20 protein-coding genes and 1 pseudogene are annotated in these 25,681 nt (G+C 39.8%); 9 read left to right on the forward strand and 12 right to left on the reverse strand.

The features are described 5' to 3' along the window. Positions 1-265: 265 nt before the first annotated feature. Positions 266-1,318: an outer membrane protein Omp38 gene (gene omp38, locus B9T30_RS12975; protein ID WP_086185370.1), complete on the reverse strand. Its 1,053-nt coding sequence runs from the start codon at positions 1,316-1,318 to the stop codon at positions 266-268. Between the two features lie 370 nt (positions 1,319-1,688). Here omp38 and B9T30_RS12980 point away from each other — a divergent pair, with 370 nt between their 5' ends. From B9T30_RS12980 to B9T30_RS12990, 3 genes are all read left to right on the forward strand, one after another. Beyond that, the gene (locus B9T30_RS12980; RefSeq protein WP_086185371.1) at positions 1,689-2,210 is read left to right on the forward strand and encodes a GspH/FimT family pseudopilin; all 522 of its coding nucleotides are present in this window, start codon (positions 1,689-1,691) and stop codon (positions 2,208-2,210) included. A gap of 113 nt (positions 2,211-2,323) precedes the next feature. Beyond that, positions 2,324-3,499 (forward strand): thiolase family protein, encoded by a 1,176-nt coding sequence (locus B9T30_RS12985; protein ID WP_086185372.1) that lies wholly within the window; start codon positions 2,324-2,326, stop codon positions 3,497-3,499. Between the two features lie 144 nt (positions 3,500-3,643). Next, positions 3,644-4,081 (forward strand): VOC family protein, encoded by a 438-nt coding sequence (locus B9T30_RS12990; RefSeq protein WP_086185373.1) that lies wholly within the window; start codon positions 3,644-3,646, stop codon positions 4,079-4,081. Positions 4,082-4,221: 140 nt separating this feature from the next. On the opposite strand, the gene B9T30_RS12995 is transcribed toward B9T30_RS12990, so the two are convergent. The 7 genes and pseudogenes from B9T30_RS12995 to B9T30_RS13025 form a co-directional block, all read right to left on the reverse strand. Further along, positions 4,222-5,637, reverse strand: a complete 1,416-nt coding sequence (locus B9T30_RS12995; RefSeq protein WP_086185374.1) for a hypothetical protein — start codon at positions 5,635-5,637, stop codon at positions 4,222-4,224. A 66-nt stretch (positions 5,638-5,703) separates the two neighbouring features. Continuing rightward, positions 5,704-5,936, reverse strand: a pseudogene (locus tag B9T30_RS16705) (SMR family transporter); the annotation flags it as partial. 509 nt (positions 5,937-6,445) lie between these two features. Then, the gene (locus B9T30_RS13005) at positions 6,446-6,931 is read right to left on the reverse strand and encodes a DUF934 domain-containing protein (protein WP_074946057.1); all 486 of its coding nucleotides are present in this window, start codon (positions 6,929-6,931) and stop codon (positions 6,446-6,448) included. Continuing rightward, a complete protein-coding gene (locus B9T30_RS13010) occupies positions 6,924-8,567 on the reverse strand; it encodes a nitrite/sulfite reductase (protein WP_086185375.1) in 1,644 nt (547 codons plus the stop codon). Before B9T30_RS13010 ends, B9T30_RS13005 begins: the two co-directional genes overlap by 8 nt. Before the next feature lie 309 nt (positions 8,568-8,876). After that, positions 8,877-11,279, reverse strand: a complete 2,403-nt coding sequence (locus tag B9T30_RS13015) for a glucose/quinate/shikimate family membrane-bound PQQ-dependent dehydrogenase (RefSeq protein ID WP_086185376.1) — start codon at positions 11,277-11,279, stop codon at positions 8,877-8,879. A 175-nt stretch (positions 11,280-11,454) separates the two neighbouring features. Beyond that, positions 11,455-12,720 carry a carbohydrate porin gene (locus B9T30_RS13020; RefSeq protein ID WP_086185377.1) on the reverse strand — a complete coding sequence of 422 codons (1,266 nt, stop codon included), beginning with the start codon at positions 12,718-12,720 and terminating at the stop codon, positions 11,455-11,457. 120 nt (positions 12,721-12,840) lie between these two features. Then, positions 12,841-13,959 carry a CaiB/BaiF CoA transferase family protein gene (locus B9T30_RS13025; RefSeq protein WP_086185378.1) on the reverse strand — a complete coding sequence of 373 codons (1,119 nt, stop codon included), beginning with the start codon at positions 13,957-13,959 and terminating at the stop codon, positions 12,841-12,843. A 209-nt stretch (positions 13,960-14,168) separates the two neighbouring features. On the opposite strand from B9T30_RS13025, the gene B9T30_RS13030 reads away from it, so the two are divergent. Then, a complete protein-coding gene (locus B9T30_RS13030; RefSeq protein ID WP_086185379.1) occupies positions 14,169-15,179 on the forward strand; it encodes an AraC family transcriptional regulator in 1,011 nt (336 codons plus the stop codon). A 413-nt stretch (positions 15,180-15,592) separates the two neighbouring features. On the opposite strand, the gene B9T30_RS13035 is transcribed toward B9T30_RS13030, so the two are convergent. Further along, positions 15,593-16,135: an AAA family ATPase gene (locus B9T30_RS13035; RefSeq protein WP_086185380.1), complete on the reverse strand. Its 543-nt coding sequence runs from the start codon at positions 16,133-16,135 to the stop codon at positions 15,593-15,595. 85 nt (positions 16,136-16,220) lie between these two features. Continuing rightward, positions 16,221-17,318, reverse strand: a complete 1,098-nt coding sequence (locus B9T30_RS13040) for an agmatine deiminase family protein (RefSeq protein ID WP_086185381.1) — start codon at positions 17,316-17,318, stop codon at positions 16,221-16,223. 233 nt (positions 17,319-17,551) lie between these two features. On the opposite strand from B9T30_RS13040, the gene B9T30_RS13045 reads away from it, so the two are divergent. From B9T30_RS13045 to B9T30_RS13055, 3 genes are all read left to right on the forward strand, one after another. Continuing rightward, entirely contained in the window at positions 17,552-18,757 is a 1,206-nt protein-coding gene (locus tag B9T30_RS13045; RefSeq protein WP_086185382.1) for an acetyl-CoA C-acetyltransferase, read from the forward strand. An 11-nt stretch (positions 18,758-18,768) separates the two neighbouring features. Next, positions 18,769-20,904 carry a 3-hydroxyacyl-CoA dehydrogenase NAD-binding domain-containing protein gene (locus tag B9T30_RS13050; RefSeq protein WP_086185383.1) on the forward strand — a complete coding sequence of 712 codons (2,136 nt, stop codon included), beginning with the start codon at positions 18,769-18,771 and terminating at the stop codon, positions 20,902-20,904. 290 nt (positions 20,905-21,194) lie between these two features. Further along, entirely contained in the window at positions 21,195-21,527 is a 333-nt protein-coding gene (locus tag B9T30_RS13055; protein WP_086185405.1) for a hypothetical protein, read from the forward strand. A 205-nt stretch (positions 21,528-21,732) separates the two neighbouring features. On the opposite strand, the gene B9T30_RS13060 is transcribed toward B9T30_RS13055, so the two are convergent. Together B9T30_RS13060 and B9T30_RS13065 are read right to left on the reverse strand one after the other, a co-directional pair. After that, on the reverse strand, positions 21,733-22,158 hold the full coding sequence (locus B9T30_RS13060) for a GNAT family N-acetyltransferase (RefSeq protein ID WP_086185384.1): 426 nt from the start codon (positions 22,156-22,158) through the stop codon (positions 21,733-21,735). A gap of 58 nt (positions 22,159-22,216) precedes the next feature. Continuing rightward, entirely contained in the window at positions 22,217-23,443 is a 1,227-nt protein-coding gene (locus B9T30_RS13065) for a class I SAM-dependent methyltransferase (RefSeq protein ID WP_086185385.1), read from the reverse strand. 101 nt (positions 23,444-23,544) lie between these two features. Between B9T30_RS13065 and trhA the strand changes: the two genes are divergently transcribed. Together trhA and B9T30_RS13075 are read left to right on the forward strand one after the other, a co-directional pair. Further along, a complete protein-coding gene (trhA, locus tag B9T30_RS13070) occupies positions 23,545-24,186 on the forward strand; it encodes a PAQR family membrane homeostasis protein TrhA (RefSeq protein ID WP_086185386.1) in 642 nt (213 codons plus the stop codon). 143 nt (positions 24,187-24,329) lie between these two features. Continuing rightward, on the forward strand, positions 24,330-25,643 hold the full coding sequence (locus B9T30_RS13075) for an MFS transporter (RefSeq protein ID WP_086185387.1): 1,314 nt from the start codon (positions 24,330-24,332) through the stop codon (positions 25,641-25,643). Positions 25,644-25,681 lie beyond the last annotated feature (38 nt).

Consider the following 25,681-nt stretch of genomic DNA (forward strand, 5'->3'; position numbering starts at 1 on the left):
ACATTAAAACCTGCTCAGAATATGTGTATAGGAAACAAAAGGTTTTGTCTTGCGTGGCAATGCTAGTGCTTAACCTTTCAAAAGTAGCGCTCATGCCTATGCAAAGGCATAAAAACTGAATCGATCAAATGAGACAGTGCTGATTTAAAAAAATCGAATATTGAACATTTTTTGATTTATGTAAAGTATCCATTATAAAAATAAATTTTTCTTCATAAAAAAAGCAGCCTGACGGCTGCTTTTTTTAACTCAGTTCAATAATAAATTATTGAGCTGGTTGAGCAATTACAGTACGGCTACCAGAAATAGTCGCGAATACACGACGGTTCATAGCACGACCTTCTTTAGTTTTGTTGTCAGCAATCGGTTGATCCCAAGCAAAACCTTGAGTAGACAAACGAGCTGGATCTACATTGTATTCATTTACAAGTGAAGATTTAACAGAGTTAGCACGAGCCAAAGATAAACGTTCGTTTAATGCACGTGGACCAGTGTTATCTGTGTGACCTTCGATGCGAGCAGTAGCGTTTGGATATTCAACTAACTTTTCAGCAACTTTAGCAATTTCTGGTTTGTATTGATCTTTGATGTTTGATTTGTTTGTATCAAAGAACACACGAAGTTCCATGTTAAGGTCTTCAGTCAACTCTTGTGGAACTGGTTGAACTGGAACAACAGGTTCAACGACAGCAACTTCAACTACAGGTGCAGCTGGTTTCAAGTGACCACCAAGAACAACATTTAGACCAGCTAAAGCTGTGTAGTTCCAGAAATCTTCATCGATGTTGTAAGTAGCACGAGCTTCAGTACGTAAAGACAAAGCATCGTTTAAGCGCCAGAAAGCACCAAGACCAGCATTACCTAAAGTACCTTCTTCTTCAAGACCACGAGCAGGAGCACCAGCAACATTACGACCAGCAGCGCTATCAAGCTCATATTTATAGTGACCAGCACCTAATAATACGTACGGCTTAATTTTGCTGTCGTAGTTTTTAGTGATCAAATCAGAAGTAGCATAAAAGTTACCATTGATTTGAGTTTGTTTATATTCGCCCTGATTAACGTCTGAATCACCTTTAACTTGGTTATATTCAGTTTCGAAACCTAACCATGGAGTCAATTCAACACCAATCGCAGCACCAACGAATAAATCGTCTTGAAGTTCTTGACCATTATTAGTTAGGTTGCCACGGCTGTTGTTGTGTTGCGTGTCTTGGAAAGTATAACCAACCATTAATGGGGTAATAGTTACGCCAGCATTCGCAGCAGCTAAAGGTGCAGCAACTAGCATAGCTAGTGCAATACGACTCATTTTCATGGATTTATCCTCCAGAGATAACAATTGTTGTTCAAGCTCAAGCCTAAAATTTGGCTATCCTGAAATAGGTTTTCTAATACCCAGTTTTATTTTTAAGCTACTCACTATGAATCATACAAACACTTTATTTTTTTTCCAAGTGCTTGATAAATTTAATCAAGTGAATTATTGACAAAATTACTTACAATTTCCGTTGTAATTCGGTAATTTTTTACTCAATTTTTTGTTGCGAATAGCTTATGGTCACTTGCGAATTATTTTAACAGTTTTCTTAAAAGTTGAGTAATAAATATTACTTACAGAAAAAACGATTAAAAACAAAACATTAATAACATAAACAATTAAAAAAATACACCAAAAGGTTAATTCAATGTTTTTTAAACAAAAAAATGGTTTTACGCTCATAGAGCTGATCATTACGGTCGCTATTTTAGCGATTATTACAATCCTCGCACTACCTTATTTTCATGAAATCATGGCTAAACAAGAAACAATCAAAACCACCAACAAACTGATTTCAAGCATTCAATTTGCAAAGTCACATGCAGCTCTTCAACATAGCAATGTGGTTATTTGTCCTAGCCAAGATAAATTAAATTGTCAAGTGAACCATTGGAATTCAGGTTTTATTATTTTTATCGATTCTAATAAAAACCGACAGGTGGATGCCAATGAACACATTATCCTGACCGAATCAACCGATTTAAAATATGGTAATTTAAATTGGAGAGGAACACTAAGCATTCCCAGTTTAACTTTTCAAGCAGCCAATGGTCTTCCTATTGGTTCGAATGGTAGTTTTTATTATTGCTCCACTGCTCAGCAAGCATCGCATAAAATCATACTCAGTCAGATGGGAAATGTTCGCATTGAAAAGCCCTTCACTTGCTAAGAACCCATGAGTCTACAACTAGAGACTGATCAGACTTTATTCCTCTGTTTTTTTCAATATACTGCTTAAGTTTAGAAAATAATTTAGTTAAAAGTAAATATCGGAGCAAAACAATGACAGACATCGTAATTGTAAATGGTGCACGTACAGCAATGGGCGGTTTTCAAGGAAGTTTAGCAAGTGTAACAGCACCAGAATTGGGTGCTGCATCCATTAAAGCAGCGATTGCTCGTTCAGGATTACAACCAACCGATGTTGAAGAAGTCATTATGGGCTGCGTACTTCCTGCTGGATTAAAGCAAGGCCCTGCACGCCAAGCAATGCGCCAAGCGGGTCTTCCTGACTCAACAGGTGCAGTCACCATTAACAAGTTATGTGGTTCTGGCATGAAAGCGGTCATGCAAGCAGCAGATATGATTAAAGCTGGTTCTGCTGAAATTGTGGTCGCAGGCGGTATGGAATCAATGACCAATGCACCTTATGTGTTACCAAAGGCACGTGGTGGTTACCGCATGGGTCATGGTGAAATCAAAGATCATATGTTCCTTGATGGCTTAGAAGATGCTGAAACAGGTCGCCTAATGGGTTCTTTTGCTCAAGATATGGCCAACATTCGAGGCTATACTCGCCAACAAATGGATGACTTTGCCATTCGTTCACTTAAACGCGCACAAACAGCCATTACCGAAGGCTATTTTGTAGATGAAATCGTAGCAGTGACGGTTTCATCACGTAAAGGCGATGTTGTCATTGATAAAGATGAACAACCGTTTAATGCCAATATTGATAAAATTCCAACGCTACGTCCTGCCTTTGCCAAAGACGGTACTATTACCGCTGCAAATGCCAGCTCCATTTCTGATGGTGCTTCTGCATTAGTATTAACGTCTGCAGACAATGCAGCGGCAAAAGGTTTAAACCCGCTTGCGAAAATTGTGGCTTATGCATCAAATTCTCAGCACCCTTCAGAATTCACCATTGCACCAGTGGGTGCCATTCAAAAAGCATTGGATAAAGCGGGCTGGACGGCTTCCGATGTCGATCTGTGGGAAATCAATGAAGCATTTGCGATGGTTACCATGTGCCCAATTGATGACTTTAAATTGGATGCGGAAAAAGTGAATATTCATGGCGGTGCTTGTGCGCTCGGCCATCCTGTAGGTTCTACAGGTTCACGTATTATTTTGACTTTAATCCATGCCTTAAAACGTACTGGCGGTAAAAAAGGGATTGCTGCTTTATGTATTGGTGGCGGTGAAGCAACTGCTGTAGCAATCGAATTACTATAATCCCCCTCTCTAGCTCTCTCCTATCGGGAGAGAACTTTATCCCTCATCATTGAGGGATTTTTTTTGATTACAATTTATTCATTAATATTTGGGATATGAGCTGGTAAGTTGTATCTGTCAAAACAACAATATGGACATATCAAGATGCAACTCAATCATTACCTCAATTTCCAAGGTAAAACCGAAGCTGCTTTTAACTTTTATAAATCTGTTTTTGGTGGTGAGTTTTCGTTTCTAAAAAAATATTCAGAACTCCCAGATGCGCAGGTTTCGGATAAAGAAAAAGATTACATTCTGCATGTGTCACTCCCCATCAATGAATTCACCATCTTAATGGGTTCAGACACCAGTGATCAATTCTGCGCACAAAGCTCGACCGTTTTTACTCAAGGCACGAATCATTATATTTCAATTAATTTAGATGCCAGTGAGCAAGCAGAAGCAAAACGCTTATTTGATGCTTTAGCCATAAATGGTCAAATTGAAATGCCTTTAGAAAAAACATTTTGGGGAGCATTGTATGGCGCTTTTACCGATCAATTTGGGGTGAAATGGATGGTCAATTGTCAATTAAAAGAATAATTTCTTGTTTGTAATGATGCAATATAAAATTTATATTGCATCTATGTGACTCTATAGCTGATTACTTAATTTGGTAGCACACATAAAACCTTATGAAATGGTATTTTACGAAAATATTTCTGTGCTACGATCTTTAGAATTTAGTTATATATATTTTCTAATATCCTCTTAACTCCAATATCTTCAAAAACCTCAGGATATTGTTTAATAAAAGCTGGTAAATGCTGTTTCATTTCATTTTTCTGGAGTACTGTCCATCGTGGAGGATAGATTTCATAACTTAGAAATTGTAAACGACATCGTAAATGATAGTAAAAGTTCTGTTGATCTTGTTCGGTTTCAATAAATTTTTGTTGGGCAACAAACCAATAAAGCTGATCCCATAAACTATAACCTTGTGTTAGATCTAATCTCTGTTGAAATGACAAGTTTTCTTTGACCAAGCATAAATACTGTTTTAGCTCATCTAAAGTAGGCTGGGTATCACTATACACTTTTGCTTTAATAAATTGATGCGGTGATACCATTTGTTTAGTAGATTGGAAGTATCCTAAATATTGATCTAGTTTGATAATTTTTTGTTTCAATGCAAATAATGCCAATGCATTTGCAACTTTTTGGGATTCAATTTTTTTAATAATCTCAAAAAGATGAGATGACTCTCCTTTCCACAGAACCCATTGATAAACTCTGGTTTTCATCTGCTGTTGGTTTAAATTTTCAATAGGATATTGAGCAAAATATTTTTCAAAATCAAATTGACATTGCCTTAAAGCGAAATATGCATAATCCATTATAGATAAAAAATGACTGTGCCAAAAATGAATCAAATCATCTGTTGTTAAGACACTCCTTTGATATAAGACATCAAATAAATAATACTGCACATCTCGAAATTTTGATGTTTTGAGCTCGACCAAAAGATCCTGATTTGATTGATTTTGAACAACATGATCAAGCCAAAATTTACGAACCATTTGATCTTTCGCAACTTTGCATAATTCAATCAAATGGTCCTGTTCAATCCATTTATATTTTTTGATATAAACTAACAAAATACGAGGCAACTTCCCTTGTAATGAAATCAAAGTTTCGCGCAAATAATCTTTATTATGAGCAACCTCTTTCAATAATAAGTCTTCAACTTCTGTAACAACACGTATCCGTTTTTGTATTGCCGCAACATCTAAAAAATAATCAATGCAGAGCTGACTAAATTCTGGTCTTTCACTCCAACGTTGAAAGTGTGCAGCCGCTAACTTTTGGTTAATTGAAACATAGTCACTTAAGCGAAATAATAAAGCTGGAAAAAGTGCAGTCTCATAACAATCTTGTAGCTTTTCTAATATCTTTTGACGCCTATATCCATCATGACTTCTAAGCTGCCAAAGTAATTCATCCAAATAATTTTCTTTAAAATTTTCATTTTTTATTTTTGGTATACTCACATCACAATATTGCTTTTCCAAATCCTCAACGGAATGCTTCTTTAATACTTCAGATGTATTTATATGCTGTTCAAACGAACCAAATATCTTTTTTAGGAATTTAAACATTTTCTTTTTAAATTAAGGAGTTTATTTCTTATAACAAATTATGAAATAACTGTCATTCTCTGTCTATTATTCAACATCAATATTTAAAAATTGCGCGATAATCGTCAGACCCACTGTAATAAAACCAATACCTAGCCATCCTGCCAAATCGATGCTCTACTCTAAAAAATTTTTGACAAGTAGTGTTGTGGCCATGCACCAGTGCCAGACCACAGCACATATAAAATTCCTGCTTACATAAATTTCAACGCATACGCCGTGCAAGTAAAGGAAATCATGTAAAGCACAAGTGCAATGCCAAAGTTACCTTGTTACTTTTCTCAAGTGTGTTCATAAAAATGATGCGTATAAACACAAAAAAGCCGGAATTTATCCTAATGCCAGTCAGTTAAGGATTTTAGAAATAAAGTCCTTAGCTTTTTAGTTATTCATGACGGAGTCTTATATTTTTCTAAATCAAATACTTGGAGCTCATCTATTACTTTGGATAAGCCCAAATAAGAAGCCTCAAAATATATTTTGAGTTCGCAAGAAAGGCATCTTGCGGCGCAGTGCGCCTTACCGCAAAACTCGCCAAATCCCTTTTATTGATTAATAAATCGCAGAAACCTTACTTTTTTAATCTTGCGGTGTATACACCTCATGCCTTGCGCTGCAAAATAAAGCCGTGCTTTATTTATTGCTCAAGTTGCGGATGACGTTTCCGCGTGTCGAATAACATCATGAATTTAAAAAATAAAATGCCAGTCAATTTCTTAACTGACTGGCATTAGGAATTTATCCGGCGTTTTTGAGCACTTAACTAAAATTAAGCACCTGTTTGATAACTTGCTTGTGCAACTGCCGTCGATGCTTGGTACGGATGTTTAAAATCATGTAAACCTGCTGCTGCTTCATGAATATCTTTACCTTCTTTCACCACGAAAGTATCGAAACCCGAACGCTTCAAATAGTTCAACACATCTTTAAAAATATCGCCTGTCGCACGAAGTTCGCCTTGATAGCCTTGACGACGTAGCAATGCTGCAAATGAATAACCACGACCATCGTTAAAGCCTGCAAACTCAATAAAGATTGCATCGAGTTGATCAAGTGGGAATTCGTTCACTTCAGGAGAAGCATCCACAGTAATGTAGAGCGCTTTTTTGCCAGATACATTTGCAATTTGATCTAACTGTTCAACGGTTAAAACCACATCACCTTGTGGCAATATGCCATCTTCGCCAATCACTTGATAAGTATTGTCTGCAATCGTGCCATCTTTAGAGAGCACTTGTAGTGCGGTATTAAGCATATGCACGCTCCTTAAAGGGTTGAATGCCAACACGGCGATAGGTTTCTATAAACTCTTCACCTTCAGTACGAAGATCAAGATAGGTATTTAAAATTTCTTCAATCACATCAGGGACACGGTCTGCTGCAAATGATGGCCCTAAAATGTCACCAATTGAAGCATCATGATCCGCGTTGCCACCCAAGGTAATTTGGTAGAACTCGGCACCTTTTTTATCGACACCTAAAATACCAATATTCCCCACATGGTGATGACCACAGGCATTCATACAGCCAGAGATGTTGAGATCCAATTTACCTAAGTTGTAAATCGTGTCTAAATCATCAAAACGGCGTGAAATCGCTTCTGAAATTGGAATAGATTTCGCATTTGCCAATGAACAGAAATCACCGCCCGGACAGCAAATAATATCGGTGACAAAACCAATATGTGCGCGTGCCAAATTATTCGCTTCCAGTGCTTGCCATACTGCAAATAAATCTTTTTGCGGTACATCAACCAATGAAATATTTTGTTCATGCGTGGTACGAAGTTCACCGAATGTATATTGATCTGCAAGATCTGCGATCAAGTTCATTTCTTCAGTGCTCATATCACCTGGTGCAATACCAGCACGTTTCAGTGAAATCGTAACGATACGATAACCTGTTACTTTATGTGCATTGCTGTTGATATTAAACCATTGCTTGAATTTCGGATAAGCTGCAAACAATTCAGTAAAGTCTTCATCTGCATAATCTTGATAATCAAACGGTGTAAATTCTTGGTCTAATTTTGTCAAAATTTCAGGCTGAATTTTTAAAGTCTGAATGGTATGCGCAAATTCAGCTTCAACTTTTTCCGCAAACACCGCAGGCGTTAACGCTTTGACCAAAATTTTGATCCGCGCTTTATATTTGTTGTCACGGCGACCATGCAAGTTATAAACACGTAAAACGGCTTCTAAATAGGCGATTAAATCTTCACGTGGTAAAAAGTCACGAATAAAGCTACCAATGACTGGTGTACGGCCTAAACCACCACCGACTTTAATTTTATAGCCAATTTCGCCTGCTTCATTTTTCACGATATACACACCGATATCATGGAATGAAACTGCGGCACGATCCGTTTCCGCCAATGCAGAGACTGCTATTTTAAATTTACGTGGCAAGAAGGCAAATTCTGGATGGAATGTTGACCATTGACGAATCAATTCACAGGTTGGACGTGGATCTGCAATTTCACCTGCCACCACACCAGCATACTGATCGGTCGTGGTATTACGAATACAGTTACCTGAGGTTTGAATGGCATGCATTTGAACTGTTGCAAGTTCTGCCAACATGTCAGGTACATTTTCGAGTGCTGGCCAGTTAAACTGAATATTTTGACGCGTTGATACATGGGCATACCCACGATCATACTCTTTTGCCAAATCCGAAATTTTACGCAGTTGGTTTGAGTTCATTAAGCCATAAGGCACAGCAATACGTAACATTGGCGCATAGCGTTGAACGTATAAACCATTTTGTAGACGTAGCGGACGGTATTCATCTTCCGTCAATTTACCCGCTAAATAACGTTCCGTTTGGTCACGGAATTGTGCAACACGTTCATTGACCAGTTGCTGATCAAAATCAGTATATAAATACATGGCGTACGGCTAGTAGTTTCTATTATAACGATGCACAGCATAACGAGATTTAACCTATCAACAAAATGCGTTTTTTACATATTTAATAGCGGTTTTATTGATAAGGGTGTCAATATTTCACAGATATCGTGGGATACAGCAAAATCCTGCCGCCTTTATTCGATTTGATGTTCTTTTCACTTGTTTATCATTATTTCTCATATACAACGTAAATATTCAAATCTAAATAAGAAAATATATTTTAAGACAGAATAAAACCAATAAAAAAGCCTGACGAATCAGGCTTTTAAATCGACTATTTACAACAGATTATTTTTGATCGGGTAAAGCATAAGCCACTAGAGCATCACCCATCTTGGTGCCAAATGAACCATGTCCACCCGCCATAATCACCACGTATTGTTTACCGTTGCTTTCATAGGTCATTGGGGTTGCTTGTCCACCTGCTGGCAAACGACCTTTCCAAAGTTCATCACCATTGGTCACATTGATTGCACGAATGTAATCATCCTGAGTACCACCAACAAACATTACGTTACCCGCAGTAGAAATTGAACCGCCAAGCATTGGCACACCCATTTTAAATGGTGGTAATGGAATACCCGGCATACTGTCACGAATTGTACCAATACGACGTTTCCAAGCCACTTCATGGGTATTTAAATCGACACCAGCCACATAACCCCAAGCAGGTTGCTTACATGGCAAACCGAATGGAGATAAGAACGCACTGATTTCCACACCGTAAGGCACACCATACATTGGCTGAACACCCGCTTCAGTGCCCGCGCCTTTAGCCGTTTTTGGACGGTTCGGATCAGCTGGAATCAGTTTAGATACAAATGGTAAGCCAATTGGATTCATTACGGCAATTTGACGGTCTGGGTTGACTGACATGCCGCCCCATTCAAACACACCTAAATTACCCGGGAACACCAAAGTCCCATTTTCAGAAGGTGGAGTATAAATGCCATCGTAGTTCAATTTATGGAAAGACACACGGCAGATCAATTGGTCAAACATGGTGGCACCCCACATTTGTTTATCCGTTAATTTTTCTTTCGGTGCAAGATCAAAATCAGAGAACGGTTGTGTAGCAGCATAACGTTCACCTTTGGTTTGTGGACCACGTTTCACTGTTTGTGGCACAGGTTTCTCAGTAATTGGAACAATCGCTGCACCGGTACGACGGTCTAGAACAAAGACATTCCCCGTTTTAGTCAACACATAAATTGCAGGAACCAAATTCCCAGATTTGTCTTTAATATCGGTCAATGTCGGTTGAGATGGTACGTCCATATCCCACAAATCATGATGCGTGGTTTGGAAGTTCCATACCAATTTACCTGTTGTCGCATTGATCGCCAACATCGAGTTTGCATAACGCTCATGCAACTCAGTACGGTTCCCGCCCCAAATATCAGGCGTACCGACACCGGTTGGTACATACACAATGTCTAACTTCGCGTCATAAGCTAAAGGTGCCCATGCGTTTGGCGAATTTTGAACATATTTTTGACCCGGTGCAGGAATGGCATTTGGATCTTCCGCGCCCGTATCAAAGACCCAAAGAAGTTCGCCTGTATTGACATCATAACCCCGGATCACACCCGATGGCTCTTCAGTTGAATAGTTATCTGTGGTTGAACCGGCAATAATAATGGTTGTACCGGTAATCACTGGCGGTGACGTTGGGATATACCCGCCCGGATAAGGGAATGGCATGTCTTTTTGTAAATCAACTTCGCCATTTTTACCAAAATCTGTACATGCTTGACCCGTTTTGGCATTGATCGCAACAAGGCGACCATCATTGACAGGTAAAATGATTTTTTGAGGGCATTCTGCTGAAGTGGTTTTCTTCGCAGCTAAACTGGTTTCGAAACCTGCTGTATTGCTCGCATCAAAATACGAAACACCGCGACAGGTTAAATGTTGGAAGGTTTTATCCGCTTTTAATTTCGGATCAAATGTCCATTTCGCCTGACCCGTTGTCGGATCCAGCGCAACCAATTTCTGGTGTGTTGTACAGATGTACATATTGTCGCCAACTTTAATTGGCGTCACCTGATTGGTGGTTTCACCTGAGTCATTTTCAGTTTTAAAATCGCCTGTGTTATACGTCCAAGCGACTTTTAAGTCTTTCACGTTCTCTGAATTAATTTGATTTAATGGCGAATAACGTAGACCCGACTGAGTACGACCATAGGCTGGCCAGTCCGCATCAGCAATACCCGGAATCGGCTGAGCAGTGGCAGGCTGCTTGGTCGTTAATTCCCCGCGAATTTCTTGAGGATCATTAAATACCGCATAGATCATCACTGCAATAGTGATGGCCAATGTACCCGTCAGGGCAATTTTTGCACCTTTGGTATTGTTAAAACCACGAGTGACTGCTGGAATTAACAATAAAAGACCAAATAAACCTAAAATATCTAAACGAGGAGCCAATGCAAAGAAGTCAGAACCCACTTCCCATAAGCCCCATACCACTGTACCCAATACAAATATTGCATACACAATCAATGCTGAGCTTTTTAATTTTTGCAATAAAATTGCAGTAGCGATGAAGAATAAACCTGCAATGATGTAGTACCAAGACCCACCAAGCACTGCAAGATAAATTCCTCCAACCAGCAGGACTAAACCGAAAATGATAGCAACAATGGCTAAAATCGTTTTTAAACCTGAACCTGAAGATGGAGTATTCATATTAACCACCTATTTCTAAAATTCTTAATTGAAAAGCTCATACTTGTGAACAAATATGAGCAGCTTTTTTTATTAGTTTTTAGATTTTAAATACCTAAGGCTACCGATATAGCATGTCTGAAAGCGTAAAAAACTCAAGGCTTCAGTTGTTACTCAAGTATTTATTATCTACAAACTAGAATGCTGTTTGAAACTTAACCCCACCCACCCAAGCATTTTCGCCATTCTTATATGCACCGACATGACGAATATATTGAACATTCGGACGAATGGTTAACCAATTGGTTGCATGTAAACCATAGTAAACTTCTGCATCATATTCTTCGCTACGACCATCATTTAGATCATCGTTCAGATTGATACGTGCAAGACCGAAAGCCATTTCGTCTTTAGGACGTGAATCCATCGCACCTTTATAAACCAGACCGATATTTTGCATATCGCTAACGTTGTTGGTTGCTGAATCATGCACAGTTACGTTGACAAAACCAGTGAGACCACGAGAGACATCACCTTTATGTGCCGTTAATTGTTGCTTCGCAACAAGCCAACCACCTTGGTGTTGATCTTTTTGATCTTGGTGACCAATCACCACCGCATCGGCTGTGCTGTAGTAATAACCAGCACGGTATTCACCCGGAAGTTTTTGTTCACCTGTTTTCGGTGTCCAAACCAGTTCCGTAGGAATAATGGCACCATGAGAACCATCAGTGCTGAGGTTAAAGCCTTTACCGCGCTCTAAATTTTCAGGATTGTATTCGTATGCACCCAGCTGTGCATAAAGGTCTGGAGTGACGTTATATTTCACCCGTGCAGCCCATTGGCTGACTGGCCAGTTGTACCACTGATCACCGACCCAGTTACCCACTTGCGAACCACAAAGAGCCAAATTCTGGAAATCACAGTCAAAACTATTAAAGTCTTCACCTTCACCAAAACGCCCCACTTTCACATCTAATTTTTGATCTAAGAATTTTTTCTTAATCCAAAAATCAGTTAAACGCCAAGTTTGCCCACGCCCCCAGACTTCTTGGGTCGAGCTTAAATGACCATTTTCAACACCCGTAGATTGACCATTTAAAGCATCTGAAGTTTGTGAAAGTGAACGACCATTACGCTCAGTCACGGTAATTTGTGCTTCAGTATCTTGCCACCCTAAGATTTTGTTTAAATCGAAATGAGCACCAATCGCGAATTGATCTGCATATTCAGTGCCATGGCTGGAAGCATGCCTTGCATCAAGCAAGGTTGCCATTTCACCCGTATAACCTAGGCTAAAATCATAACCTTTCATCTGTAATTCAGTACGTTGACCATTCCAGTCACCGAACATCCAAGGGCTTTCAGATGAAAAGGTACGATTAGCAAAAGTACTCTGTATTGCACAACTAACTGCTAAAAAGCTAATTCCAAAAAATATTTTCCTACTATATTTATTCATCATTAGTGACCTTTTTAACAATATGTAACCTATGTATAGGTTACGCCTATTATTTGTGAATAATGATTTTTTTTGTTGTTTTTTGTTTAAATTTGGCGATATTTTATCACATTGTGATATTTAAAAAGAATCTTCGCCTAATTTTTTACCAATATGCTTGTAGCTCATTTTTGAGCGTGAAAATTTAATCGGACATGCTAACTGAGGTTCTGTCTGTGTACTTTGCTCAGCAAGAGGAACATCAATCACCCATTGCCGTTGTTTTGCCAATGCAGAGTTTAATGCTTCATCTAATTGCAAAACGGGTTCTACGCATACATCTAGTTGTGCAAAAATGGATGTCCATTCCGTACATGTCTTGGTTTTAATTTTTTCTTGTAGCGCTTGCTTCACTAATTTTTGATCGGTTGCATCAAAAGAAGCACCTTTTTCTAAAAGGATCGGAAGCTCTAAAATGGTGGCTAACCCCGACATAAACTGTGGTTCAATACTGCCTACCGATAAATATCGACCATCAAGGGTCTGATAATAGTCATAATAGGTCGCGCCATTTAAATGTGATTGTTCTGCATACTGTTTGGTTTCCCCAGCTAAAACTGCTGCTGCTGCCATGCTATTTAAAGTAGCCACACAATCGGTCATTGAGATATCAATATACTGCCCTTGCCCACTGCGTTGACGCTCAATCACTGCAGATAAAATAGCAATCACCGCATGCAAAGAACCGCCCGCAATATCAGCAATTTGAATGCCCATCGGCGGTGGGCCACTGTCCTGTCGACCGCTATGCCCTACAATTCCAGCAAGAGCAAGATAATTGATGTCATGACCAGCCTTATCTTTATAAAGTCCTGTTTGCCCATAGCCCGTAATGGAACAATAAATCAATCGTGGGTTAATTTTTGCTAGGGTGTGATAATCCAAACCCAGTCGCTTCATCACTTCGGGCCTAAACTGCTCCACCACAATATCAAAATCAGCAATTTTACTTTTAATCAGTTCTATGTTTTGCGGATCTTTTAAATCTAAGGCTATAGATTTCTTATTACGATTCAAATAACTATGTGAAGTTGCTTGTCCATTGGCATAAGGCGGGAAGATACGAATCAGATCTGGGCGTGAAGGCGATTCGACATGAATCACTTCTGCACCTAGATCGGCTAAATACAATGTGGCAAATGGTCCAGGTAAAAGTGTGGAAAAATCGAGGACTTTCAATCCCTTTAAAGCTGTATCCATGTTATTTTTACTCACTCTATGTTGATTTTTTATCCATATTAGAAATATAAAAGTCATAAAACAATGTCATGTTCAGCCATTTACCTTGATCATTTCGGCAATTTAAGATGTAAACAAGGCAAAATACCCATTGTAAATTGCTATTCAAATAATTTTTAGCGTCATTTAGGTCAACTAAAGTGAATATAAAAGAGACTGAAGGATTTAACATGAGTCGCGATACGATTAGTATCCACTTCGTCAATGCCGCTCTCACAGGTGTCAAACGTCTAGGCATGGATGTCGAAACCTTATTGTCCCATGTCGGCATAGAGGCAGAATTATTACGTCAGCCTAAAGCACGTATTTCCCCAGAACAGTACACTCGTTTTATTAAAATGCTGTGGATGGTGACTCAAGATGAACACGTCGGCTTTGATATTCAGCCACGTCGTTTAGGCACTTTTGCCATTATGTGTCAGCTTATCATCCACGCAAAAACGCTAGGAGATGCTTTAGAACTTTCATCACAGTTTTATAAACTGTTTGGTGATGAATGGTCGGTAACACTGGAGCGTGACAAACACGAAGCACGCCTTGTTCCACTCATTCCCAAAAGTATGGACCCCGATCACTTCATTACCGAAAGTATGCTGATGATTTGGCATGGTCTAGCTTCTTGGTTGATTGAACGCCGCCTGCCTTTAGAACGCGTGCATTTTGGCTACCCTCGTCCTGCGCATGCAGATGAATACGATGCGCTGTTCTTTGCACCTGTCATGCAATTTGATGCACAGCGTACCGAAATTACCTTTGCTGCCGACTATCTAGATTTACCGCTTCGCCAAACGGAAGAAAATCTTGAAGAATTCCTGAAAGCTGCGCCTGCTCAGCTTTTGGTGAAATTTAAAAACACCAACTCTTTAACTTCACGTATTCGTGACGTATTAAAGAGCCAAATTGGTGAAGAAATGCCAACCTTGAATGATGTCGCTTCGATGCTCTATCTTTCACCGCAAACCTTACGTCGTCGTTTGGCTGCGGAAGGTAAAAGTTATCAAGGTGTGAAAGATGCCTTACGCCGTGATGCCGCAATCCATCTGTTATTGAATCCAAACTTAACCTTAGAAGATGTGGCACAACAAGTTGGCTTTAGTGAAACCAGTACCTTCCACCGTGCATTTAAAAAATGGACAGGTGTTACACCAGGACTGTACCGTCAATTACATGGCTATCATTAATCTTTCATGAATTGATAAAAAAGCCTGAGTATTACTCTAATGCCAGTCAGTTAAGAAATTGACTGGCATTTTTATTTTAAATTCATGATGTTATTCGATACGCGGAAACGTCATCTGTAACTGTTCGAGGCATGAGGTGTATACACCGCAAGATTAAAAAAGTAAAGTTTCTGCGATTACTTCATCAATAAAAGGTATTTGGCGAGTTTTGCAGTGAGGCACAAGATGCCTTTCTTGCGAACTCAAAATATATTTTGAGGATTCTAATTTGGGCTTATCCAAAGTAATAGATGAGCTCCAAATATTTGATTTAAAATTATAAGACTCCGTCGTGAATAACTAAAAAGCTAAGGAGTTAATTGTAAAATCCCTTAACTGATCAGCATTATGAGTATTACTCAGGCTTTTTTATTTCAATTGACATCGCTCAAGCGTTTTAAAAACGCCTGCGCCTGTCTGGGTGATGTTAAGCGAATAAATTGAATATGTTGATATTTAGAGTCTTGCATCATGACTACATATCTTTGTTTATTTTGTGGATATTTCTGAAGCATCCAGAGAAAAATTGATTTTCTGGATAACATCAATTTCCAGTTTTCCCTGTTATTAGAATCTTCCCATAATGGTTTTTGACTGAGAGCACGAGATAAAGTTCGTTTAGTCAGACGATACAGATTTAGAGAAAATGAATAATCCAACCAAATGACAGTATCAACCTGTGACCAGATCATCTCGATGCTTCGGGTATAGAGATTATCAATGACCCAACCTGTTGCAGCTGCCTCCATACTCGATTTAAGCTTGCAAAAGAATGCTTCATCTGCTGATTCCTGCCAATCGTCCAGCCATAATAAATTATCCAATTCAATATGTTCTAGCTTGATCTGGTGTGCCAATTGACGAGCAAAAGTGGTTTTTCCTGAGCCTGTGGTACCAATAATATTAATAAATTTCATTTTTTATCAGCATAATAAAAATGGCAGGCGAGTTTAACGAACTTGCATCTGCCTGTGAAGCATCAGATGCAAGTTATTCAAATTATTATCTTTCTCTCGCAGCACTCATTAATTTCACTGCATTCTCACCTGTGACTTGCCAAGTCAGACAACGTACGCTGCCACCCATAGGACAAACACTTTCCGCATTGATCGGAATGACTTTTTTAGTAGTATTCTGCTTGATAATGCTCAATGCTTTTTGATCATGTGGCATATTAAAGGTTGGTACATAAATATTATTATAAGTCACGGTTGAGTTGAGATTGACCCCACAAGCAGATTCAAATCCGTCCCATTGTCCTTTGGGATTAGTTTTATATTCAACAGGGACTTCAACTATTTTTACTGATGGAAATGAAGACCTTAGCTCATCCATAACCACGGTTCTAAATGATGGTGTTTTTGAGTAATCATTGACCAGTAGTGTGTTTTTATCCACCCAACTGACCATGCCATCGGAATGGGCAAGCACTTCTTCATCGGGTTCTAAAATTGCAACTTCTCGCGCACCCAAAGTGGTTTTTAATTCTTGTTTGGCTTCATCATAACTGAGTTCATTATCTTCCATAAACCGAGTGGTGGTGATGATACGACCTGCATAATCATCGACAAGATTGCCACCATCAATCATTAAATCTGTTTTGGCTCTTTGAATCTGATGACGATCTGCAAAACGACTAAAACTTTTTTGCACTTCCTGACTTTGCTTTTGGCTCATCGAAGCCCACGTATAGGTAAATTGCACAGGCTGTTTTGGATTAACCGTGGTGAAGTCACGCATCCAAATATCACGCACATCATCCACCAGTAAAATATCTTCGGGGACTTTGCCTGTAAAATAAGGTTTAGTGTCTTCATCGACCAAAATCACCACATTATCATTGCCCAAAATGGATTTTGCATAATTAATTTGGAAATCGACAATGCGTTGAAATGCTGATGTGTAGTAAGGATCATGGATGGATGGCGCAGACAAGACCAAAAGCATTTTGTCATTAGCCACCTGATTCGAATAAGTCTGACTCATTTTATTTTTGCTCTCTGCAACATTATTTTTTCCAAGATCACCACCAGATGAATCACACCCGAATAAAGACAACACTAACAAAATGACAGCAGAGCGACTTTTTAGTTTTATCATTCTCTTTACCCCATATAATCAAGCACAAATATTCAAGATGTAGTCTAATTGAAAGCGAGCAAACACACGGCTAAAAAAGACAAAAATAAACAGCATGGCTGATCACAGAACAATTCCATCAGGTTGGCTAAAAAACTCATTTGATCTGATTCGTTCTGGTCATTGCACTTCAACAATTAATCATTAAAATCGAAAAAGCATAACAAATTTAAAGTCATAAAAAAGGATATTGTATGAGCGAGGCTTACATCATTGATGCCATTCGCACACCACGCGGAAAAGGAAAAAAAGACGGTTCACTCTATGAAGTGAAACCCATCACCCTACTAACAACTTTACTCAATGAACTGAAAGATCGTCATCAACTGGATACCTCTAAAGTCGATGATATTGTGTTGGGCTGTGTCACCCCGATTGGTGATCAAGGTGCGGATATTGCCAAAACTGCGGCCATTGCGGCAGGTTGGGATAACGATGTCGCAGGCGTACAAATCAACCGTTTTTGTGCTTCAGGTTTGGAAGCCGTCAATATGGCTGCACAAAAAGTCCGTTCAGGATGGGAAGATCTTGTGGTTGCAGGTGGGGTTGAATCAATGTCTCGCGTGCCGATGGGTTCAGACGGCGGCCCTTGGGCACTGGATCCTGAAACCAACATGGCAGCAAACTTTGTTCCCCAAGGGATTGGGGCAGATTTAATTGCCACCATTGACGGTTATACGCGTTCTGATGTCGATACTTTTGCCGAGAACTCACAAAAGAAAGCCGCTGCGGCACAAGCCAAAGGTTATTTCAATCAATCAATTGTTGCTGTGAAAGATAAAGCAGGCGTGACAATTTTAGCTGAAGATGAATTTATTAAACCCACTACCACTGCGGCAGGTTTAGCCAAACTCAATCCAAGCTTTGCCATGATGGGACAAATGGGTTTCGATGCCATTGCGCTACAGAAATATCCTGAAGTTGAAAACATTAATCATGTGCATCATGCAGGGAATTCATCTGGCATAGTCGATGGTGCGGCTGTGGTATTAATCGCTTCTGAAAAAGCCGTCCAAGAACAAGGACTCAAACCACGTGCCAAAGTCTTGGCAACGGCATTGGTTGGTAGTGACCCGACCATCATGTTGACTGGCCCTGCACCTGCTGCACGTAAAGCTTTAGCCAAAGCAGGCTTAAGCATTGATGATATTGACCTGTTTGAAGTCAATGAAGCCTTTGCTGCTGTGGTCATGCGTTTCATCACAGAACTTAAAGTTGATCCAGCCAAAGTGAATGTCAATGGCGGTGCAATTGCAATGGGGCATCCACTGGGTGCAACGGGCGCAATGATTTTAGGCACATTGCTAGATGAACTAGAACGTCAAGGCAAAAAACGAGGACTGGCAACCTTGTGTGTCGGTGGTGGTATGGGTATCGCAACCATTATTGAATTGGTATAAGGAGAATAATCATGAGCGCAATTCAATATGAAAAAAATGCCGATAATATTGTCATTTTGACTTTAGATTCTCCCAACCAATCTGCCAACACCATGAACGCTGATTTCCGTGTGGCACTGGAAGATACCGTTTCCAAGCTACAAGCCGATGCAGAAATTTCAGGCATTATTTTCCGTTCAGCGAAAAAAACCTTTTTTGCAGGGGGTGACCTCGATGAACTGATTCAGGCAGAGCCGGATCATGCCACAACATTCTTCAACATGATTGAAGAAATGAAAGCCAAACTACGTTATATCGAAACGCGTGGGATTCCTGTGGTTGCAGCCTTAAACGGCACAGCACTAGGTGGTGGTTGGGAACTGGCTTTAGGCTGTCATTATCGTATAGCCTTAAATGATGCTAAAGCTAAATTTGGCTTACCCGAAGTCACTTTAGGTTTACTGCCGGGTGGCGGCGGTGTGGTACGTATGGTACGCCTACTCGGTCTGCAAAATGCTTTTCCTTTCCTGATGGAAGGCAAACAATTTGGTGTTGATAAAGCCAAATCTTTGGGCTTGATTCACGATACAGCCGAGTCTGAACAAGAGCTTTTAGATAAAGCCATTGCTTGGGTCAAAGCCAATCCAATATCGCAACAACCGTTTGATGTAAAAGGCTACAAAATCCCCGGTGGTGATCCCAAAACGCCTGCTGTTGCGCAAATGCTGGCGATTGCCCCTGCCATGCTACGCGATAAAACCAAAGGTTGTTACCCTGCCCCTGAAGCCATTATGGCAGCAGCCGTGGAAGGTGCTCAGGTCGATGTTGATACGGCTCTGACCATAGAATCACGTTACTTTACTTACCTTGCCACGGGGCAAATTTCCAAAAATATGATTGGCACCTTCTGGCACGGATTAAACGCGATTAAATCTGGTGCAAGCCGTCCCAAAGATATTGCCAAATGGAAAGCAACAAAAATCGGTGTGCTTGGTGCAGGTATGATGGGCGCTGGGATTGCATATGCAACGGCAAGTAAAGGCATTCAAGTTGTACTCAAAGACGTTACGCTTGAAAATGCAGAAAAAGGCAAAGCCTATAGCCAAAAACTGCTGGATAAAAAAGTATCACAAGGACGACTGACCGCTGAAAAACGTGATCAGGTTTTATCTTTGATTACTGCAACGGCTAATGCAGCAGATTTACAAGGCTGTGATTTAATTATTGAAGCGGTTTTTGAAAATCCAGAACTGAAAGCTAAAGTCACCCAAGAAGCTGAAAGCTATTTGGTCAATGACGGTATTATGGCTTCCAATACCTCAACCCTGCCCATCACAGAACTTGCCAAAGCCTCTAAAGACGATAGCCATTTTATTGGTCTACATTTCTTTAGCCCTGTCGATAAAATGCAACTGGTTGAAATTATTAAAGGCAAAAACACCTCAGCCGAAACATTAGCCAAAGCCTATGACTATGTACAGCAAATTAGCAAAACACCAATTGTGGTCAATGACAGTCGTGGTTTCTTTACCAGTCGCGTCTTTGGTACTTTTGTACAAGAAGGCTTACGTTTACTTGCAGAAGGTGTGCATCCTGCAAAAATTGAGATGGCGGCTCTTAAAGCAGGCATGCCTGTAGGGCCACTCGCCATTCAGGATGAAGTGTCTCTGACCTTATCTGAACATGTGGCAAATGAGACCCGTAAAGCCCTACTAGCTGAAGGCAAAGACCTGCCACGTTCAGGTGCCGATGATGTGATTGAAACCATGATTCATCAATTTCAACGTAAAGGTAAAGCTGCGGGCGCTGGTTTCTATGACTATCCTGAAAATGGCAAAAAACATTTATGGCATGGCTTAAACCACTGGAAAAAAGACACGGATAGTTCAGAACAGGAAATGATTGACCGCTTCCTGTTTGTACAAGCGTTAGATACTTTGCGCTGTTTTGAAGAAGGTGTTTTAGAATCTGTGGTCGATGCCAATGTCGGTTCTATTTTTGGTATTGGTTTTGCGCCGTGGACAGGTGGTGCCTTGCAGTTTCTAAATCAATATGGTTTGGAAAAAGCCTTAATTCGTGCCAATACACTACAAGTAAAATATGGTGAGCGTTTTAAAGCACCACAACTGCTGATAGATAAAGCCCATGCTGGCGAAAAAATTGCATAATATCAGTTGATCCACACACCATATGATCACTCTTTTTTCCATTAAAAATGAGGGTGATCATATTTCAAAACATTGCTTTTTCATTCAAAATACATCCTCTCTTTGATGTCCTCATATTCAGACCAGATCTGAGTTTTATTATATTTAAATGAAAGATCGGGATTTTAATATTAACTTTAATCTCTTATTCAAATGAAGGGATTCGTTATTTAAACATCGGCTTTCAAACAATAATGTGTTATAAAGTTACATATATTCTGATTTATTTTTATCCATTTTGGTATTTTCTCATGACTAATAACACTTCTCCTGAAAAATCGCCTTGGGGTTGGAAAGCGCTCATTATTGCCTTTATTTTAAGTGCTTTTTTCCTTGGCTTTTTCTACCTTGCTGTAACCAACGAACCTGATTATATGCCAAGTCAGAAACGTGCTGAGAGCAATCAAACTGCTTTTAAAAATGCACCTGTGATGTCTCAAGAAGCACTGACTGAAGCTGAAAAACAGAAAAACATGAGTGGCGCAAGTGCGCCAGCAACCACAGAAACTCATCACATGTCGGCAGATGAGCATGCTGGAATAACAGAAAATAAAATGGCAACCGAATCTGAACATGGGCATTAATTTTTAGATTCAACCAATAAAAGCCACGAAAAGTTAATGCTGATCAGTTAAGAGTAATTCAATGATTACTCATTTAAAAATCTCCCCTAACCCCTCTTTGAAAAAGGATGAGAAACACTGTTTCGCAAGGGGAGGATTTAAAAATCCTTAACTGATCAGCATCAACGAAGAAATGGCTTTTATTTATTCAAAATCAATCATTCCATCAAGTCAATAAAAGTCGCATATCCACATGTGCAATACCACAATCCAAATATTCATCACCCTGAACGTTAAAACCTAAACTTTGATAAAATGCGATGGCATGAACCTGTGAAGACAACTTTAAAAATTCACGCTGTTCATGTTTCGCCTGTTGAATAATTTCCAGCATCAACAAACGACCAATGCCCTTGCCGCGATATTCTTTCAATACAGCAACACGCCCAACACTGTTATTTTTCAAAAGTCGTGCCGTAGCAATCGGCTGATGCTGATCTAAAACCACAAAATGTAAAGCAATGGCATCTTCTGCATCCCATTCATCTTCAGCAGCAATGAGCTGTTCATGAATAAACACCTGTTCACGAATCAGTTTTGCATCATTTTGCAATTCATCCCAACTGCCTGTGCGTATCATAAATTGGGTCATCAAAAATCATCTTCCTAGAAATAAAAAGCAGCATTGCGACTGCTTTATTCATTTTAAATTAACACTTTTCGCCAATATCTTGCTGATCCCACTGATGATTTAGCAGCAATTCAAGCGAGTGTTTTTGAATACCATACATTTGCTTTAACGCCACAATTTGCGCCAAAACAGCCTGATCAGGGGCTTCAAAATCTTGACGCTTGGTCGCCAAAATCATTTTATTTTTACTGGTATGTTCCAAAGCTACAAACTCAAAAACTTTGGTTTCATAACCATAGGCTTTTAACAATAAGGCACGAATGGTATCGGTGAGCATTTCAGCTTGTTGTCCAGCATGAATCCCAAATTGCAACATCGGCTTCAGCACCGTTGGGCTTTGCATCTGTGGACGTAATTCTTTATGACAACACGGCGCGCACATAATCATTTGGGCATTTAAACGAATTCCTGTATGAATGGCAAAATCCGTGGCCACATCACACGCATGTAGCGCAATCATTACATCTAGGTGTTCAGGCTGATAGGTGCGGACATCGCCTTGGAAAAAATCCAATTGTGTAAATTGCGACGCTTGCACCACCTTTTGACAAAATTCGACCATTTTAGGGTTCAGCTCTACCCCAGTGACAAATGGCGTTTGAACTTGTTTGGCTAAATAATCATATAAAGCAAAGGTCAGATAGCCTTTGCCCGAACCAAAATCAACCACCCGTAACCTATGCTCTTGCGCTGTAATTTGATCTAAAGCACCTGAAAAAATTTCCACAAATTTATTAATCTGTTTCCACTTACGCGCCATACTTGGAATAATTTGTGCTTTGTTGTCGGTAATCCCTAACGGTTGTAAAAAATAACTGTCCTGATCAACATAACGATGCTTGGCACGATCATGTCCCTGTTGCTGTTCTAAAGTCTGAGCCTTGGCTACAGCTTGATTTTTAGTGACCGTCAACATCGCTTTTTTCTTATTTTTTTTCAGTTGCAGCTCTTCTGTATGGGTAAAAAGATTGGCTTGTTTACAGTGTGCCAATAAATCTTGAATGAGTTGCTGCGCTTCTACCAAAGGATAATTTTTGGTGACATCCTGAGTCTTATAACGATACAAAGCACTTAAAACAGGCTGATCTTGTAATAGAATGACGCGTAAGGTGATTTTCTCTAAATGTTCTAATTCACCTTTATATTGGCTTAGAATTATTCGATCAAAACTTTGTGTTTCAATAGCTTGCTGAAAGGCATCTAAGAATTGTTGTTCCTGAATAAAAGAAGAAGCCAATTGCGACATGAAGATAACTCGAATAAATTAAGCTGTGAGTGTAAAACTTCTTACTTTAAAGGTAAAATTTCATTACTATACAAGTGTATTTTTAATAATAGAAATCCACCATGACGACTTCCAATATGCAATCTTACGATCCACGTGAAGAAAAAATAAATGCAATGAGTCATGCACTGGGTGCCGTACTCGCGGTCATTGCGGGTGTCTTGTTGTTGATTAAAGGCAGTGATTTACCACGAGGACAATTTCTAGGCCTATGTGTCTATGCGCTCAGTATGATCCTGCTTTTTTCAAGTTCCGCCATTTATCACTTTGCCACTGACGACACCAAACGTTATTGGTACAAAAAACTGGATCACACTGCTATTTATTATTTGATTGCTGGAACTTACACCCCTTTTCTATCGATCGCAATTCCCACAGCAAAAGCGCATTACTTATTAATAGCACTTTGGATAATTGCTGCAATTGGTACACTATTCAAGTTAGTTTTCATTCATCGCTTTCATAAGATTTCACTCTTCGCATATCTGCTGATGGGCTGGCTTGCAGTACTGGTCATGGATGATATGCAACGCTTTTTAAGTAAACCAGCCTTAACCTACCTCATCATTGGTGGGCTTGCTTACACCGTTGGTGCATTGTTTTATGCCTTAAAAAGAGTAAGATACACCCATGCTATCTGGCATGTTTTTGTATTGATTGGTGCTGGATCACATTTCTTAGCCATCTATTTTTACGTGATATAACCCTCTATTTCTACATTTTTTAGTAACCCTAAAGCCGTAGAGATAAGTCGGTATTTCGTATTTTTTTAAGAAATTACGCCTTTTTTAAAAAGATTACCCTTTTAAAATTAAGTTTTTTTATTTTTACTAAGTGTAAGGTTCTTATGGCGTCATCAAATTCTATCGCTGCTCAAGAAGTAGCGACCAACTCAAAATTTCGTGTACTTAGCGCAAGCCTTGTCGGTACAACAATCGAATTTTTCGATTTTTATATTTATGCTACAGCTGCGGTCATCATTTTCCCTCATCTGTTCTTTCCTGCAAGTACAGACCCAACGACTGCAACCATCCAATCGTTAGCCACATTTGCTATTGCCTTTATTGCGCGTCCTATTGGTGCCGCACTGTTTGGACATTTGGGTGACCGAATTGGTCGTAAGGCCACACTGGTTGCAGCTCTGCTGACCATGGGTATTTCCACCGTTTGTATTGGTTTACTGCCTACCTATGCGCAAATTGGTCTTGCTGCACCACTACTACTGGCACTTTGTCGTTTAGGACAAGGGCTGGGTTTAGGCGGTGAATGGAGTGGTGCGGTACTGCTTGCCACTGAAAATGCACCTGAAGGCAAACGGGCTTGGTATGGCATGTTCCCGCAACTTGGGGCACCTATCGGCTTTATTTTAGCCACAGGTTCCTTTTTAACCCTAGGTGCATTGATGTCTGAAGCAGACTTCATGCAATGGGGCTGGCGTATTCCCTTCATTGCCAGTTCCCTGCTGGTGATTGTCGGTCTTTGGATTCGTCTAAAACTGCACGAAACACCTGCATTTCAAAAAGTCTTGGATAAGCAAAAAGAAGTCAATATTCCATTTAAAGAAGTCATGACCAAACATTGGCGCATGCTTATTTTGGGTACGATTGCTGCAATTTGTACCTTTGTCGTATTCTATTTAACCACGGTCTTCGCACTCAATTGGGGAACCACAAAACTTGGTTATACCCGTGCTGAATTCTTAAAACTTCAATTGGTTGCGACATTTTGCTTTGCTGCATTCATTCCGCTTTCTGCTGTTTTTGCCGAAAAATTTGGTCGTAGAGCGACCTCTATTGGTGTCTGTATCGCCTGTGCATTATTCGGTTTAGTGTTCTCGAGTATGCTTGAATCTGGCAGCACAGTCATGGTCTTCCTGTTCCTGTGCTTAGGTTTATCCTTGATGGGGATGACGTATGGCCCAATCGGAACGGTACTGTCTGAAATCTTCCCGACTTCAGTTCGTTATACTGGTTCGGCATTAACCTTTAACCTTGCGGGTATTTTTGGGGCATCTTTTGCGCCATTGATTGCAACCAAACTTGCTACTACTTATGGTTTACAAGCGGTCGGTTACTATTTAACTGCTGCATCCATCCTATCACTGCTGGCTTTCTTAGCCATTCGTGAAACAAAAAATGATGACGTCAATAACCAAGTTTAAGTTCATCAAAGCCTAAAAAAACCAGCGTCATTTCACGC

This window comes from Acinetobacter sp. ANC 4973 (genome assembly GCF_002135275.1).
Lineage (GTDB): Bacteria > Pseudomonadota > Gammaproteobacteria > Pseudomonadales > Moraxellaceae > Acinetobacter > Acinetobacter kyonggiensis.